At 38.0% G+C, this 17053-nt stretch carries 16 protein-coding genes and 1 other RNA gene; 12 read left to right on the forward strand and 5 right to left on the reverse strand.

All coding sequences use genetic code 11. The annotated features are described in order from the left end of the window. Positions 1–22 precede the first annotated feature (22 nt). Positions 23–2653 carry a penicillin-binding protein 1A gene (locus J2S10_RS03350; RefSeq protein WP_307404344.1) on the reverse strand — a complete coding sequence of 877 codons (2631 nt, stop codon included), beginning with the start codon at positions 2651–2653 and terminating at the stop codon, positions 23–25. A 39-nt stretch (positions 2654–2692) separates the two neighbouring features. Further along, positions 2693–3307, reverse strand: coding sequence for a Holliday junction resolvase RecU (recU, locus tag J2S10_RS03355; RefSeq protein ID WP_307404346.1), 615 nt, complete (start codon positions 3305–3307; stop codon positions 2693–2695). Between the two features lie 185 nt (positions 3308–3492). On the opposite strand from recU, the gene J2S10_RS03360 reads away from it, so the two are divergent. The 3 genes from J2S10_RS03360 to J2S10_RS03370 all read left to right on the forward strand — a co-directional run bounded on the left by J2S10_RS03360 (position 3493) and on the right by J2S10_RS03370 (position 5713). Further along, positions 3493–4470, forward strand: coding sequence for a DUF2515 family protein (locus J2S10_RS03360; RefSeq protein ID WP_307404348.1), 978 nt, complete (start codon positions 3493–3495; stop codon positions 4468–4470). Between the two features lie 525 nt (positions 4471–4995). Next, positions 4996–5271 (forward strand): hypothetical protein, encoded by a 276-nt coding sequence (locus J2S10_RS03365; protein WP_307404350.1) that lies wholly within the window; start codon positions 4996–4998, stop codon positions 5269–5271. Positions 5272–5356: 85 nt separating this feature from the next. Continuing rightward, a complete protein-coding gene (locus J2S10_RS03370; protein WP_307404352.1) occupies positions 5357–5713 on the forward strand; it encodes a DUF1798 family protein in 357 nt (118 codons plus the stop codon). A gap of 36 nt (positions 5714–5749) precedes the next feature. Here the strand turns inward: J2S10_RS03370 and yppF are convergent, their stop codons facing one another. Then, entirely contained in the window at positions 5750–5962 is a 213-nt protein-coding gene (gene yppF, locus J2S10_RS03375; protein ID WP_307404354.1) for a YppF family protein, read from the reverse strand. 185 nt (positions 5963–6147) lie between these two features. Here yppF and J2S10_RS03380 point away from each other — a divergent pair, with 185 nt between their 5' ends. Then, positions 6148–6702, forward strand: coding sequence for a YppG family protein (locus tag J2S10_RS03380; RefSeq protein ID WP_307404356.1), 555 nt, complete (start codon positions 6148–6150; stop codon positions 6700–6702). 103 nt (positions 6703–6805) lie between these two features. Here J2S10_RS03380 and J2S10_RS03385 read toward each other — a convergent pair whose 3' ends face one another. Next, the gene (locus J2S10_RS03385) at positions 6806–7288 is read right to left on the reverse strand and encodes an Hsp20/alpha crystallin family protein (RefSeq protein WP_307404358.1); all 483 of its coding nucleotides are present in this window, start codon (positions 7286–7288) and stop codon (positions 6806–6808) included. A gap of 191 nt (positions 7289–7479) precedes the next feature. On the opposite strand from J2S10_RS03385, the gene hcp reads away from it, so the two are divergent. Beyond that, complete coding sequence (gene hcp, locus J2S10_RS03390) at positions 7480–8778, forward strand: hydroxylamine reductase (RefSeq protein WP_307404359.1); 1299 nt, start codon at positions 7480–7482, stop codon at positions 8776–8778. A 40-nt stretch (positions 8779–8818) separates the two neighbouring features. Here hcp and J2S10_RS03395 read toward each other — a convergent pair whose 3' ends face one another. Further along, positions 8819–9517, reverse strand: coding sequence for a Crp/Fnr family transcriptional regulator (locus tag J2S10_RS03395; protein ID WP_307404361.1), 699 nt, complete (start codon positions 9515–9517; stop codon positions 8819–8821). A gap of 228 nt (positions 9518–9745) precedes the next feature. Between J2S10_RS03395 and J2S10_RS03400 the strand changes: the two genes are divergently transcribed. The 7 genes from J2S10_RS03400 to J2S10_RS03435 all read left to right on the forward strand — a co-directional run bounded on the left by J2S10_RS03400 (position 9746) and on the right by J2S10_RS03435 (position 16944). Then, the gene (locus J2S10_RS03400) at positions 9746–12040 is read left to right on the forward strand and encodes a DEAD/DEAH box helicase (RefSeq protein ID WP_307404363.1); all 2295 of its coding nucleotides are present in this window, start codon (positions 9746–9748) and stop codon (positions 12038–12040) included. Continuing rightward, positions 12040–13308, forward strand: coding sequence for a ribonuclease H-like domain-containing protein (locus J2S10_RS03405; protein WP_307404366.1), 1269 nt, complete (start codon positions 12040–12042; stop codon positions 13306–13308). Before J2S10_RS03400 ends, J2S10_RS03405 begins: the two co-directional genes overlap by 1 nt. A gap of 413 nt (positions 13309–13721) precedes the next feature. Further along, on the forward strand, positions 13722–14033 hold the full coding sequence (locus tag J2S10_RS03415; RefSeq protein WP_307404370.1) for a CotD family spore coat protein: 312 nt from the start codon (positions 13722–13724) through the stop codon (positions 14031–14033). A 119-nt stretch (positions 14034–14152) separates the two neighbouring features. After that, entirely contained in the window at positions 14153–14713 is a 561-nt protein-coding gene (locus tag J2S10_RS03420) for an SLOG family protein (protein WP_307404372.1), read from the forward strand. Positions 14714–14862: 149 nt separating this feature from the next. Further along, entirely contained in the window at positions 14863–15165 is a 303-nt protein-coding gene (gene gpsB, locus J2S10_RS03425; RefSeq protein ID WP_307404374.1) for a cell division regulator GpsB, read from the forward strand. A gap of 80 nt (positions 15166–15245) precedes the next feature. Beyond that, positions 15246–15646, forward strand: an RNA gene (gene rnpB, locus J2S10_RS03430) — RNase P RNA component class B. A 149-nt stretch (positions 15647–15795) separates the two neighbouring features. Then, the gene (locus J2S10_RS03435) at positions 15796–16944 is read left to right on the forward strand and encodes a THUMP domain-containing class I SAM-dependent RNA methyltransferase (protein ID WP_307404376.1); all 1149 of its coding nucleotides are present in this window, start codon (positions 15796–15798) and stop codon (positions 16942–16944) included. Positions 16945–17053 lie beyond the last annotated feature (109 nt).

Below are 17053 nucleotides of genomic sequence, written 5' to 3' on the forward strand. Positions count from 1 at the left end.
AGCTGAGCTTCCAATTTAATCTTTAGTGTCCCTTAGAGCCACCGCCAGTACCACCAGGAGTACCACCAGTAGTACCGCCAGAAGTACCGCCAGAAGTACCGCCAGGAGTACCACCAGAAGTACCGCCAGGAGTACCGCCAGGAGTACCGCCAGGAGTACCGCCAGGAGTACCGCCAGGAGTACCACCAGGAGTACCGCCAGTACCGGAGCCACTGCCAGGGGTAGTACCACCTGGCGGAATTACAGCCCCGCTATTACCCTGGCCAGTATTATTACCTTGGTCAGTGGTTGGCTTAGGAATTTCAATCGATACAGTCACAGGATCACTTGTTTGATCTGTACTTTTTGCAACGATTGTAAAATTATATTTTGCTCCAGGGCTAGGATTCGGGATCGTCAACGTATTTTCAGCGATTGTAGTATGTGTTGGTTCCGCACCGCTGTCCGTTGTTACATCGAACTGAACACCTGGATTTGTGGATTTATTATAATCCCATGTAAGAGTAATTGCATTTTTTGTTTGATCGTATTTTGCTGCTGCATTTGTTGGTGCATCAAGCTTGTTATATTTTTGAGATACTGTAGTAGGTGCATGGCCTTTAACAGCCCACTCTGTAATAGCCTCGCTATCAGGTGTATACTGACCAGCCAATACCGGTGGCAACGAGTCTTTTTCAATTCTGACCTTCTGAACACTATTTGGTACGGTGAAGTCAGGTGTATTGGTCCCGTTCGAAACATAGGCCATTAGGTTTTTAAAAATAGTTTGGGCTATTTTTTGATTAGGACCTGGAACGATTGGTGTTGAACGGTTTTCGTAACCCGTCCAAATGGATGCTGTATAATTAGTCGTATATCCCGTGAACCAAGCATCAGGAACCGACTTACTGCTCTTAATATTCCATTGTTTTAACTCTTGATCGGTATAGTTTGTCGTACCGGTTTTTCCTGCGATAGGTAGCCCGGGTACTTTTGCCATTGTACCTGTTCCTGGCGGTTCAAGTACACTTTTTAACATATCTGTTATCATAAAGGCCGTAGAATCTTTCATAACCACCTTTGGTTGAGGTGTTGTATCCATTACTGTACCATCTCGTAGTTGGATTTTCTTGATGGCATGTGGTTTGGTATAAATACCGTTATTTCCAAAAGCACTATATGCACCGGCCATTTCAAGAGGAGATACACCGACAGTTTTTCCGCCGAAACCTCCAATTGCATAGGATTCATAAATCTCTTTTAATGGAATCCCGAGGTTGATCGCAAAGTTTTTTGCCTTATCAAGCCCGACCTGCTGTAATGTCTGGACGGCAGGCGTATTTCTGGATAATTGCAGTGCAGTTCTTATCGACATTGGGCCCATATATCTATTGTCCCAGTTTCCAAATGTTTTCCCTGTTGAATAAGTTACGGGTTTATCCTCAACTGTCTGATAAGTTCCCCAGTTAAGATATTCAATTGCAGGACCATAATCGAGAACTGGTTTTATCGTCGAACCGGGCTGGCGTCTCGTGTCCACTGCGTAGTTAAATCCACGTTTAACTTGTTGATTTCTTCCCCCGCCAATTGCACGGATTTCGCCTGTCTTCGTATCAAGCAGGGTAATCCCAGCTTGGAATTTATCATCCGGGTAATTAATTATATCATTTGAATTAAGTAGATTATACACATATGTTTGCGCCTTTGGGTCCACAGTTGTATAAATCGTTAATCCGTCTGAATATATATCAAAATCAGTATTTGCTTTGACTTCATTAATGACCGTATCAACAAAGGAATCATAAGGCTTTTCATTAATCTTTCGCTGATCTTCCTTCACTAAAGTGGATTGGACAGGAACTTTCATCGCTGCTTCCATTTCACTCTTTGTAATAAAGCCATGCTGATTCATAAGGGTTAAGACAATATTACGTCTCTTTTCCGCCAAATCAGGGTGTAAAAAAGGATTATAATTACTCGGACTTTGCGGCATCCCGGCAAGCAAGGCATATTCCGGGAGAGAAAGCTCTTTTAATGATTTACCAAAATAGGTCTTTGCCGCTGTGGCCATACCATAGCTTTCTTGTGACATAAACACTTTGTTGACATACATTTCAAATATTTGATGCTTTGTATATTGTTGCTCCAGTTGATAAGAAAGCCAAGCTTCTTCCACTTTTCGTCTCAATGTCTTTTTTGGTGATAAAAATGAATTTTTGACCACCTGTTGAGTGATGGTACTGCCGCCTTCCGCACCAAAACCATGCTGTAGATTGGCTAAAACAGCACCTCCAAGGCGAACAAAATCTATACCATGGTGTTGATAAAATCGATAATCCTCAGTTGCAAGGATTGCATCCTCTAATTTCTTTGGTATATCCTGATAGGCAACGTATTCTCTATTTTCTGCGCCAACTTCAGCAATTAAGTTTCCATCTTTATCTAATATTTTTGATGAAATTGGGTCTTTTAATAATTTAGAATCAAGTTTAGGAGCGTCCTTAACTAAATAGGCAAAAGTACCCACTCCGGCCAAAATTCCAACGATACCAAGTGCAATAAGGGTGAGAAATATTTTCTTCCATAAACCTACGGATTTTTTTTTTCCTTTTTGTTTCCCCTTTACCTGGTGTTGCTTTCGGCGCTCCTCTCTTGATTGAGGCTGATCTGCCATTATAATTTCCTTCCTTTCTAACCATGACTAAAAGTCCTTTTAAGAAAAATGAAATAAAGTATCTATTATTCTAATATAGTCAATTCTTGGCTGAAATCCAAGCGGGATGTAATGCCCTTTTTGTTCGATTTCTTCTTTAGTAATCGATTTTCTTCCGCCCTTAACCATTCTTTCCCAAAATACTAGTAAGTGTTTCGCTTCCATCAAATAAACCTGCTCATAGCTTGTAAACCTAAGGATTACAAAGCAGAGTCCGCCCTGCCTCAATACTTCTTCCATATGACAAATCTGATGCTGATGGAAATTTTTCAAAGGGAAAGAAGTTGGATTTTGCGTCTCTTTCGCCTCAAAATCAATGTATCTACCTTTGTAGACACCGTTATAGTCGGTAGTAGATGCTTGTTTAAAATAGGCTTCTTTAATAACTGCTGCACTTCTTTTTGGATAATCTACCTGGACAATTTGGACAGGAGTCGGTTTTTTATGAATAACAGCAATTTTTCTTTCTCTGTAGTATTCATTCGTTTCATTTAAATCTTCTTCAAGTGTCATACCCCTATTGCTATAGGAACCATTTTTTTCATTTTTTGCTTTAAACGCCTGCTCCGCATATTTTGGATTATACAGTTTACCGTTCGGATAGTTAAAATTCATGATAAGCACCTCTCAAGCTATTACCTATCATACCAAATCTGTGTCATATTTGGGTGTATAAAAATAAATGACTAGCACATGCTAAGAATAATTGTACAGCGATTTTCAGAAGAAAACATGATTCATTTTTCGCAGAACGATCAAACTCTAAAAAACTAGTTATCATCTATTAAGGGAAGTAGAATATGAATCATCTAACAATACAGGAGAATGAGATCATCCGTCAAATTCTAAGTGAAACAAACAGGAAAAATATAGATAATATTTCAAGGACTGACGCTTATTTTGCTTATTTTAAAAAGAATCCCGATATCATATGGTCCTTCCTTGCCAGCATGGTTTCAAGAAATGGGGGGTGGAATATGTGTGACCTTGAAGGTACCATTTTCCACCAACTTTTAGACCCAATAACGAGAAAACAACTTTTTCTAACTTATGAGCGTGCAAATTGGTTGATTTTCCATGATGTATATCCTCAATTATTGCTTTACCAATATTCGACGAAAATAAACAGGCCAATGTTTCATTTACTTCCATATTTTAATGTTTCTGCCTTTATTCAAGGAGAATGGAATCGATATTGGACTGAAAGTGATAGGTACAGACTGACTACTGCTTTAATTATCAATGAGCAAAATGTGATTCAAACACCGGTTATTGATCATCCGGTATATAGGAAAAAGGTTTTTCGATCCATAGTTTTTTCTTTTCAAGATTGGCTCCATTTTAGTTGTGTATTGTTTCCTACACGTGGTGGAGAAGTTTACGGTGCCAGTGTAAATGGCTTTCGATCCCTTTCGAAAAGAATTGATCTTGGAAAAAGGCTTGCCAACATTCTTTTTCACCCGCGTCTTTTTCCTTACTTTTTTGAGTTTGCGGAAAAAACTCCGCATACAGGTTCCAGACACGATTATGAACAATATTTTAAAAATAAAACAACTTGGAAAACTCCAATGTTAAGGACAAGCTTTCCCATAATTGAGCATCATCAACATGCTTATAAGGATTGGAGTAAAGAAAGAAGGGTGTCACCTAAATGGTTTTATTTTCCTCCTAGGCATCGCCATAACATCCATCTAACGGATTGGTACTTTGCGAAGTCAAACCAGCTTCAATTAATGCTCTCCCTCCATAAAGCTTTAAATCTGCAGAACTGGAAATAAAAAAGCAAGGGACTAGCCCCTTGCTTTTTTAAACGATTAGAAAGTATAAATTTTTGAACTAAGATACCTGTCTAGCTCCAGCGCCCAGGGACTAGTGTACTTCGCTCTACTCCCTACGATAAGTCAACACGAAAAAGCAAAAAACGCGATTCGTGTTGACTTTATCTCAGTCGAAGCGCTCCAGTCCTGTCGTGCGCTAAACGGGCGCTTCCGCTTTTCTTATTCTGCAGGACGATTTGGCCCTTCGAGCTTTTTATCGCCAAAGCCGGTTTTTTGATCTGTTGCAGCACGACCTTGTTTTTTGTTTTGTTTATCTTTTTTTGGCATCAATAAACACCTCCATAATTAGCATGTGCGGGAATTTATTTTTCATGCGAATTATTCATTTTGTCGAAAATGAAATGTAAAATTGCCACTTTGGCACTATCTTTGACGAAAAGCTTCTAGTTTTGTCAAGGTAGAAGGAAGCAGGAAAAAGAAAGAGAATTAATCCTTTATAGATAAACGTGAGGAGGTTTTTTATTCATGAAAAAATCATTGTCCGAAAAGGAAAAGCTGCTTTCGACGCTGACGGAAATTTACGATCAATTAGAAGAATTGGAATTGGTACTCGAAGCATCATTTTCAGACCTTCGCCTCAGTTTAGATCAAAAAGAGTTGGAAAAACTAAAAGTTCATGAACAAAGGCTATCGGTAATAGAAAAGGAGTTTGAAAATTTAAGCAAATTTTCAGCCGAAGATGTCACAAATTCTAATCCAATACAAGTCACAAGGTCCTTGAAACTTGAATTAGGATTTTAATTGAAGCTAAAATAAAAGAGAATTTTTTAGAGTAGCTTTGGAATTTCAACGCTACTTTTTATTTTGAGAAAGGAACACAAAAAAGATGTCTAAAGAAATTGCCGCATTAACCGAAAAACTATTACATTACAATCACTTATTTCTAAAGAATTATCAGGAAGCACGGGAGAAAGGGATTAAGAAGGATTTTCATGAAGTGATTAAACCTTTTACTGATGAAGTAAAAGCTATTAACGAAGAATGGAAAAGGTTAATGAAAATCCGGCTCAAAGAGAATCCGCATAAACATATTCATTTGAAGCAAATAGACACTACATCCGAACATATCGAACAGCAATCTATCCAATCCTTTTTTCCGGAAACAAGCCGTTCAAGGTTTTTAAACACCAACCGAACTGTGGATTACTTTTTATTGGAAATAAGAAAAGAATTAGGTTTTTAAAAAAGAGATGCTTTTGTCGGCATCTCTTTTAAGAACTTATTTTGAATTTTCGATGAGGGAGTTTTCCTTATAATTGTCAGGTATCACCGCGCCTTGCTTTTCAAGCTCGCGGACAAGAAGGCGATAGTCTTTAATGTCAATTTCGTTGTGAATATACGCTTTCTTAGCAAAATCCATTAATGCGTTAGCATCATCAGTGTTGTAGTCCCGACTTTGAATAAATTTGCTTTTTAATTCACGAATATCCATATATAACTCCTCCTCCATCATTTTTTCTATCGTAACACGAAAAAAAGGGATTTCTAGTTTTTAAAATATTTAAACTTTAGACAAAATTCTTGTATTTACGACAGTGTCCATCCTTTCAAAATAATCACCAATGAGGCGAATTCATCATAAAATGCAGTAATGAAAATCGGAGGAGATGTTTGCCCATGTTCGGTAAAAATAGACCAAATCCCTATCTGAATTATGGATATTCGGGGCAAATGATGCACGGGGGCCCAATAAATCATCCAAGGACTCATCAACCAATTTCAGCCAATCAACCCTATCCCTTTCAACCGCCACAACCAACCTATGATTGGAACCTCTACCAACAGCAAAATCCGTACTATCCGCAACAATACCAACCATACGGTCAAAACTATCAGCCGGGACCTGCCGTGCAATCTGGAGCCTATTCAAATCAGCAGTTTCAACAGAAGGATTCGCAATTTCTGTTCCAAAATCCACTTCAGCCTCAGGAAGAGATGGTACAACAAAATCAATATATGCCTCTGAATGGATATCCAATGATGAATCCATATCCAAAGCAAAATGCCATCCCGAAACAAGCAGGAGGAATGCAATCTTTTATGAACTCTTTTAAGTCTCAGGATGGTTCAGTTGATTTTAATAAAATGATGAATACTGCGGGCCAAATGATGAATGCGGTAAACCAAGTATCATCACTTGTAAAAGGCTTCGGTGGAATGTTTAAAGCTTAGGAAAATAGGAAAAGACGGCGTAGGCCGTCTTTTAAATTTTCCACGCTTAGATATTCAAGTAAATACATACCCGGTAGCATTGCCTGACTTCACTGACTTTTGTTTAATCTTCAATCTCAATAATTTTCCCTTTTTCTTGTGGAATTCGAATTTGCAATAATCCATCCCGATAGGAAGCTTTGATTTTCTTTTCGTTGATTGGTTGCGGAAGAGCTATTGTCCTAGAAGTTTTTTGATGGAACTGCCTCCGGCGAAATAACTGATTATTTTCATCTTCTTCGTTTATCAGTTCATTATTTTCTATTGAGATCGTTAAATAATTTCCAAAAGTATTTAAATGAATTTGATTTCTATTTACACCGGGTAATTCGGCGGTAATAACATATTCATTACCGGTTTTAATTGTTTCAACATGAAAGGACGCCCCCGAAGGAAATGGACTGTTGAAAAAATCATCTATGGATTGTAAAAACCCCCTTATCGGTTTTTCATTGAAAAAATCGTTCATGGATTTTATTAAATCACCAAACGGTTCCTGCTTGGATTTCTTAGGGTTATTTTGATTTCCTGGAAGCATAGATGACATCGCGGTTCCCTCTCTTTCCAAAATTTTACACGATATCATATGCTTTTTCCACTAAGTTGGTGCCTTACATATTTTCGCTATATCTTTTTGAACGATTTGTTACAACTTAATTTAATGTGATGTATATCACATTAAAAATATGGCAGCCTATGTATGCTTAAGCTGTAATTTAGGGAAAGCGAGTGATAAAAATGTTCTGTTATCAATGTGAACAAACCCCATCCGGCGGATGTAAAGTAATAGGCGTATGTGGTAAAGATGAAACAATTGCCAGCTTACAAGACACGATTATATTTGGTTTAAAGGGTATTGCAGCCTACCGCACCCATGCGAACCAGCTTGGATTTACAGATCCTTTTGTTGATGCGACAACACATGAAGCACTTTATATGACATTAACTAATTCAAACTTCAATGTTCAGGAACATATTGATATGGCAATGAAAGTAGGTCAGTCAGCTGTCCGTGTAATGGAGATTCTTGATGAAGCCCATACAAAACGTTTGGGTATTCCTGAGCCAATCCGTGTCAGCCAAAATAAAATTGAAGGTAAATGCATTGTTGTTACCGGTCACAATCTATTTGCGTTAGAGGAATTATTAAAACAAACCGAGGGGAAAGGAATCAATATTTATACCCATTCGGAAATGCTGCCTGCACATGGGTATCCGGCATTAAAGAAATACACTCATTTAAAAGGTAACATCGGGAAGGCCTGGTATGACCAACGCCGTTTATTTGAGAATTTTCCCGGTGCGATTTTAGCAACAACAAACTGTGTGATGCCAATTAAAGGTACGTATGCAGATCGTATGTACAGCTATGAAGTGGCCGGTCTTGAAAATGTGCAGAAAATTGTCAATGATGACTTTTCACCTTTGATTGAAAGAGCATTAGAGCTTCCGGAAGCTAATATTGAATCCGAGGAAACATTACTTACCGGATTCCACCATGAGACGGTTCTGGGTTTAGCTCCTGAAGTAATTGATGCAGTGAAAGCAGGTAAAATTAAACGCTTCTTTGTGATAGCGGGTTGTGATGCACCCGGAAAAGGTGGAGAATATTATCGTGAGCTTGCAACTTCATTACCTCCGGAGACGGTTATATTAACAACTTCCTGTGGTAAATTCCGTTTTAATGATGTTGATTATGGAGTCGTTCCCGGAACAAACATTCCGCGGTATATTGATTTAGGACAATGCAATAACTCAGGTTCAACTGTGAAAATTGCTTTGGCACTGGCAGATGCCTTTGGCTGCGAAGTTAATGAACTTCCGGTTAGTATTGTTTTATCGTGGTTTGAGCAAAAAGCGGTTGCCATTCTGCTTGGACTTTTTAGTTTAGGAATTAAGGATATCCGTATTGGGCCAAAACCTCCTGAATTTATTTCCAAAGGTGTTTTACAGGTCCTTCAAGAAACATTTAACCTTAAATTAATAGGTACAGCTCAAGAAGACATGAAAGAAATGCTTCAACTGGCAATAAAATAAAAACAACGCAGCCATTTAAAGGCTGCGTTGTTTTACTATCTTAAATAAGATGGATTTCCTCCATTAGCGTTTCTATATCTAATATCATATTGCCTTCAACATCTACTTCGATTAATTCATCCTTTTTCATTTTTGTGAGGGTACGGCTGATTGTTTCTCGTGTTGTACCAATCATATTCGCAAGATCCTTATTCGTGAATTCAGCCTTAAGCAATATCGTTCCATCTTCTAACTCTTTGCCATGCTTTTGACCAATCCGAATAAGGAGTTTGACGATTTGCTCATAGGTATTATTGAGGATTTGTTCTTCAAGACGGTTTTGTAAATCAACAATCTTTTCACCTAGAACTCTGAATACCTTGATGCAGAGCTCGGGGTTATCGATCAGCACCGCTTCAAATTTGGATATCGGAACAGCGATCAATGTAGATGACTCAAGAACTTCAGCATATGCGGGATAATCACCTTTTCTGAAAAAACCCACATGCGGGAACATTTCACCTTTTTTCATGATTGCTACAATTTGTTCTTTCCCATTCACATCACTTTTGTATACCTTGATTTTGCCGTCATATATGAAATAAACATTTTCAAGCGGGTCCCCTTGGAGAAAAACATGGCTTTGTTTTTTCCACTCCCTGGAAATGGCGATATCAGTGATTTTCGTTAATTCATAATCGTTTAATTCTCGAAAAAGAGAGAATTCAGAAAGGACTTTTTTAATTGCTTCAATCTTCAATTCTTTCACCTCTTCAAATGAAACATCTACTCCTATTGTAGCAAAAAATCACAAAATAATTTAATAGATACCCGCTCGTTTTATTGGTTCAAATAAACTGTTCACAAAATAGACAAATTTCTGTTGTTAAATTGGAAAAAATTCTTTGGATTTTTAAATGAAAATATCCCGATTTTCCTTTTGTAACGAACGTTTATTCGATAAAATATAGGTATTGAGGTGAGACCGATGAAATTTAAAAAAAGTTTACAAGAAATACTTGTTGATTTAAAGCTTAAAGATCAATTTAATGAAAATATTATCACATGGCGGACCATTGAAGAAAAACAGGCAAAAACTGTTGTCTTGCCGGAGGACTTACACACCGTTTTGATAGATGCGCTTAAAAGTAAGGGAATAGGGCAGCTTTATACCCATCAAAAAACTGCCTATGAAACAATTATAGCAGGAAGAAGTATTGTTGCTGTTACACCTACTGCTTCCGGAAAAACACTATGCTACAATTTACCGGTTTTACAAACTATTCTAAATAATCCTAATGCCAGAGCACTGTATATGTTTCCTACGAAGGCGCTTGCTCAAGACCAAAAAAGTGAAATAAATGAGATTATCCAGGCTGCAGGTGTAGATATTAATAGCTATACTTACGATGGAGATACTCCGGCAAATATTCGCCAAAAAGTAAGAAAATCAGGTCATGTAGTTATTACCAATCCGGACATGCTGCATTCTGCGATTCTTCCCCATCATACGAAATGGGTTTCGCTCTTTGAAAATCTAAAATTTGTTGTCATTGATGAGCTTCATACCTACCGAGGAGTGTTTGGGAGCCATGTAGCGAATGTAATCAGAAGGTTAAAACGTATTTGCCGCTATTATGGAAGTAATCCTGTTTTTATATGCACCTCTGCTACCATTGCCAATCCTCTTGAGCTGGCAGAAACGTTAACAGAAGAGGAAATGATTTTAATTGATAACAATGGTGCTCCAAGTGGAACAAAACATTTTCTATTTTACAATCCTCCGATTGTAAATAAACCTCTTAATATTAGAAAAAGTGCAACGCTGGAGGTTCGGAAAATTGCCGGTGAACTATTAAAAAATAAAATTCAAACGATTGTTTTTGCTAGAAGCCGTGTACGAGTTGAGATTATTCTGACGTACTTACAAGAATTGGTAAAAAATCAATTAGGGGCAAAATCCATTATGGGCTACCGAGGTGGATACCTTCCGACAGAAAGAAGGAAAATTGAAAAAGGGCTCCGTTCAGGTGAAATCTATGGTGTTGTCAGTACGAACGCTCTCGAGCTTGGAGTGGATATTGGCCAGCTTCAGGTATGTATTATGACAGGCTATCCGGGAACGATTTCAAGTGCATGGCAGCAAGCAGGCAGGGCAGGAAGAAGGCATGGAGAGGCACTCGTTATCATGGTCGCCAGCTCCAGTCCGCTTGATCAATATATTATCCAAAATCCGGACTACTTTTTCAATAAAAGCCCCGAAACTGCCAGAATTAATCCTGATAACTTAATTATTTTAATAGATCACATGAAATGTGCTGCATATGAGTTGCCTTTTAAAGTAGGCGAGCAATTTGGAAAACTGGGAACTGAAGAATTGCTGGAATATTTGACAGACGAACGGGTCCTTTATCAAAACGGAGACAAATGGTATTGGATGAACGATTCGTTTCCTGCTCATAATATTAGTTTGCGGTCCGCTTCCCAAGAAAATGTAATTATTGTAGATCAATCAGATGTTGCCAATGTAAAAGTGATCGGTGAGATGGACCGTTTCTCAAGCATGACTCTTCTTCATGATGAAGCAATCTATTTACATCAGGGGACACAATTTCAGGTGGAAAAGCTTGATTGGGAAGAAAAAAAGGCGTTCGTTCGTGAAGTGGATGTTGACTATTTTACTGATGCGAACCTAGCAGTTCAGTTAAAAGTGTTGGAAGTGGACAAGCTTAAGGAAATAGCAGATGCGGAAATCGGTTATGGCGACGTAAGTGTCAGGGCAATGGCGACCATTTTTAAAAAGATCAAATTTGAAACACATGAAAATATTGGTTCCGGTCCGATTCATCTTCCAGAAGAAGAGCTTCATACGAATGCAGCGTGGATCTCATTGAATCGGCCATTGGCAGAAATGGGTCATGAACGATTGGAGCAAGGGCTTGTTGGGACGGCGCATGCCTTAAACCATATTGCTCCACTATTCGTAATGGCAGATCCTCAGGATATTCATGTGATTCCGCAAGTAAAGGCAGATCATAATGAAAAACCTACGATCTTTTTCTATGATCGATATCCCGGCGGTATCGGCCTAAGTGAAAAAATCCATTCCGGGATGTCAGAGGTTTTTGAAGAAACAAAAAAAATGATAACAGGTTGTCAGTGCACTTCGGGATGTCCGTCCTGCATTGGGACTGATTTAGTCAGTGAAACAGCAAAAAGTGATGCATTAATAATTATCAAGGCCTTTTTAAAGCCTTCCAAAATGAATAGGGAAGTGCAGTAATGTCATTGAAAAATAAATTAAATCGTTTAAAACCGCATCTTTCTGTTGGCTTACGTGAAGAAAAAATAACGAAGTTTGCAGAATCCGCCGCCATTAAAGTTCCGTTCCGTGAAAGTTGGGAAAAGGTTAACGTTTTTCCATATGTCTTAGATCAAAATTACTGTCTAATCAGAGAAGTAAGATATCCGCTCTCGCAACAGCATGGTCACTACCGTTTCAGCGACTTTCAAGCCGCAGTTAAGCTCTGGAATACAGGGAAAATCAGTCATCCGTTGTCAGCGAACGGGCATCGTGCAGAAGAATTATTCTTTTTTGATACAGAAACAACAGGACTTGGCGGAGGGGTTGGAAATACGATTTTCTTGCTGGGGTATGCCAGTATTATAGGGAATCAGCTTATTTTGAGGCAGCATATTCTACCAAATCCGGGCGCGGAAGTTCCTTTATATCAAAGCTTTTTAGAAAACGTGAACTATAAAACACTTGTTACCTATAATGGAAAATCGTTTGACTGGCCCCAAGTAAAATCAAGACATACTCTCGTAAGGGAGCATGTTCCAATGCTGCCTGCTTTTGGCCATTTTGATTTGTTTCATGCTGCGAGAAGATTATGGAAGCATAAACTCGAGCGATTAAAATTAGCTATCGTTGAAAAAGAAGTTTTAGGGGTAGAAAGAGTTGACGACATTCCCGGATTTTTGGCCCCAATGATCTATTTTGATTTTATTGAAAGTAAACAGCCGGATGGCATGATTGGCATTCTTAAGCATAATGAAATCGATATCCTATCGCTTGTTACTTTGTACACCCATCTTACCTTCCAGCTTTGTGGAATGGACAAGAAACAAACACGGAAAGAGTCCTTTGAGGTCGGGCGATGGTATCATGCATTAGGAGAAAATCACGAAGCGGAAAAAGTATTGACGAAGCTTGGCAAAGGAAGTGATTTAACTTCCTTTCAAGCGAAACTAACATTGGCCTATCAGCGAAAAAAAGAAAAAGAATGGGAAAAAGCAAGAATTTTGTTTGCCGATGTTGTCAATTCGGGGGATCCGCAGATGATGCTTGAGGCGTGCATTGAGTTAGCTAAAATCCATGAACATAGACTAAAAGATTTTAAGATTGCTATTGATTATTGTCAAAAAGCTATCAATATTGACAAGCATTCCAACAAGCTACATCTTGACCAGCTTGATCATAGATTGAAAAGGCTTAAGCTAAAATATGATAAATTTCCTCGGGAAACGCAAAATTCGCCAAAAATATAGCAAAAACAATATGTTTCGGCATACTTCGATAAGCTGTAACAAAATATTTATATTTCTATTAAAAAACCAGAAATTCCATATTGTTTATCATGGTTAAACAAGGTAAAATGTTAAACTGTATTGAGAAAAAAACGACTATAAAAAACAATATGGAGCTGGTAATATGTATAAGGCAATTCTGTTTTTATTTTTTATTGTCGTTTGTTTGACTGGTTTTGTTTTTACAAGTTTAAAAGATAGCTTTTATTCGTTTCTATAAGATTGGATAAAGAAAACATACAAATTTGAGAACTGTCTAGCTGCCTAAGGCGCTTTCGCTTTTCTTGTAAAAATAGGTATTTTCCTTAGTACAAGAGTAGTCCTTCCTTCATAGGCTGTTAATGTAAACAGAATATTTGAAGGGAGAGCTTAATATGTATCTTGGAACCAATTTTATGCCGCCAGTCATTCATCCGACTAACCAATTTGTGAACCATACGTTCTCAACAACGGTGGTGCCGCACATTCATCCAACACATGTTACAACAATCAATCATCATATGTTCCAACATAAACATTACTGTACAGAAACAGCATCATGTGCTGAAGAGGTATGTAATCAGCAAATAAACTGTTGCCCACCTCCTATGCCTTGCGGACCGGGTTATGGAGCAGTTGGCCCTGGTTTTGTACCGGGAGGACCAGTACCTGCTAATGTACCTTTTATGGGTCCTAGACCTTACTGAAGGAAAATTGCAAGGGCTTTATTAGCCCTTGTTTTTTTATTTGTGTTACTAATATGATATGATTTTTTTGAAAAAATGTTTGTCCTATTTAAAAAATTTTTTTATCAAGGAGAACGTTCTTGAATAAAGTACTAGCCATATCGGGTTATAAACCTTTTGAATTAGGGATTTTTCAAAAAGACCATCCATCCGTTTTATTTATTAAGAAAGCAATCAAGAAAGAATTAATTCCCATGATTGATGAAGGATTGGAATGGGTCTTGATTAGCGGTCAGCTGGGAGTGGAACTCTGGGCTGCTGAAGTGGTAGTGGAGTTGAAATTAGATTATCCTGAGTTAAAGTTGGCCATCATTACTCCTTTTTTAGATCAAGAAGCATCTTGGAATGAAAATAACAAGGAGTGGTATGAATCCATTCTTGCCCAGGCAGATTTCATTGATTCAGTGACCAAAAAAGGTTATGAAAAACCATGGCAATTTCGAATAAAAAATCAATTTTTTATTGAAAAAAGCAACGCTATGCTCCTTTTGTACGATCAAGAAAAAGAAGGAAGCCCTAAATACTTATACGAAATGGCTTCACACTATCAAGGGCATCATACATATCCTATTCGATTGATTACATTTTATGATTTACAAATGATTATTGAGGAAGAGGAATTTAAAAGTTCAGATTTTTGAATAATTTTTTTGGATTTTTAATATCTATAATCATTGTGAGAAATAGGTTTTAGTAATTAAGTAATTGAAAAAACAAAAGAAAAATTGACAAAAGAACATATTTTTGAAAAAATAATAGGTAATGATTGGCGAATACTGAGGTGATTTGAATGCTTTCTGATAAAGTGAAATTAACAGCTAAGGATATATTGGAAAAAGAGTTTAAGACTGGTGTACGCGGGTATAAACAAGAAGATGTTGATAAATTTTTAGATTTTATTATTAAAGACTATGAAACCTTTCATCAAGAAATCGAAGATCTTCAGCAAGAAAACCTTCGTTTGCGTAAACAACTCGAAGAAACTTCAAGAAGACAACCTGTATCGCAGCCTGCCGGTACAACTAATTTTGATATTTTGAAACGATTATCCAATCTTGAAAAGCATGTTTTTGGGAATAAACTTTACGATTAACAGTTTGTGCCACACTTTCCTAATAAAAACATTGAATTAACAGCAGGAAACACATATAATAAAAAATGTATTCATTAATTACGTTCGGGTAATTGCTGCAATAAGCTTCTTGCAAATTGTAGAGGAAAGTCCATGCTCGCACGAGCTGAGATGCTTGTAGTGTTCGTGCCTAGCGAATTCATAAGCTAGGGCAGCAGGGCTAATCACCTTGTTGACGGCCGGGAAAATACCTAAGTCCGTTTGGATATGGTATGAATACCTATAAAAGTGCCACAGTGACGTAGCCTTTTCAGAAATGAAAAGGGTGGAACGGGTAAACCCCACGAGCGAGAAACCCAAATAATGGTAGGGGCACTTTCTCTGAGGAATTGAACGAGGAGAAGGACAGATTCATCTGAATCTGTAGATAGATGATTACCACCTAAGTACGAGACACTTTGTGTCGTTTGTAGTACTATGGTACAGAACATGGCTTACAGAACGTAATTAATGGGAAAGTAATGCGCATATATAGGCTCTCCTGATGAGGAGGGCTTTTTATATGTTTAAGTTTTAGCAAATGCATTCGACCATCGTTTTTGGTCCATAATGAAAAATATACATATTAGGAATGAAGTTAAGGGTGAAAAAATGGGAAACTTTCAATTAATAGCTACCTCGGCAATGGGACTTGAGGCAATAGTTGCAAAAGAAGTACGGTCACTTGGATATGACTGCGAAGTAGAAAATGGGAAAATTACCTATACCGGAGATGAATTTGCCATTGCTCGCAGTAATTTATGGCTTCGTACCGCAGACAGAATTAAAATAAAGGTTGGAGAATTTAAGGCTTTTACTTTTGATGAGCTTTTTGAAAAGACAAAGGCACTGCCATGGGAAAACTTTCTGCCTGAAGATGCAGAGTTTCCTGTGATTGGAAAGTCGGTAAAATCAAAGCTATTTAGTGTATCGGATTGCCAGGCAATCGTAAAAAAGGCTGTCGTCGAAAGAATGAAAAAACATTATAAACGGAATACCTGGTTTGAGGAAACGGGCGGCTTATACCGTATTGAAGTTGCCCTATTAAAAGACGTAGCCACAATTACGATTGACGCTAGCGGCCAAGGGCTTCATAAACGCGGTTACCGTGTGGACCAGGGTGAGGCTCCGTTAAAAGAAACACTTGCAGCTGCGCTCATTATGCTAACTAATTGGAAGCCTGACCGCCCCTTTATCGACCCTTTTTGCGGTTCTGGAACGATTCCAATCGAAGCAGCAATGATCGGCCAAAATATCGCACCCGGTTTTAATCGTGAATTTGTTTCAGAAAGCTGGAATTGGATTTCACCAAAGGTATGGGATGAAGTTAGAATAGAGGCAGAGGACGCAGCAAACTATGATCAGCCGCTTGATATTTCAGGATCTGATATAGATCACAGGATGGTGAAAATTGCACAAGAAAACGCCTTTGAGGCAGGTCTTGGGGACTTAATCCATTTCAAACAAATGCAGGTAAAAGATATCTCAACCTCCCTGGAATATGGGGTTATTGTCGGAAATCCTCCCTACGGCGAAAGACTGGGGGATAAAAAAGCTGTCGAGCATATGTACAAGGAAATGGGTCAGGCATTCAGTAAGCTTGATACTTGGTCCATTTATATCATGACATCCAATGAAGAATTTGAACAGTTTTATGGCAAGCCTGCAACAAAAAAAAGAAAGCTATTTAATGGCTTTATCCGGACAGATCTCTATCAATATTGGGGGAAAAAACCGCCACGCAAAGATCAGGAAAAATAAATTTTTTTCCTTGGCAGTTCTATTTTTTACGTCAGTATTTAATGCTTGATATTTCAAATAAAATAACAAGGTAGCGTCCACGATAAGGCGCTATTCTTTTTTTGGAGGG

This window comes from Neobacillus ginsengisoli, from assembly GCF_030813055.1.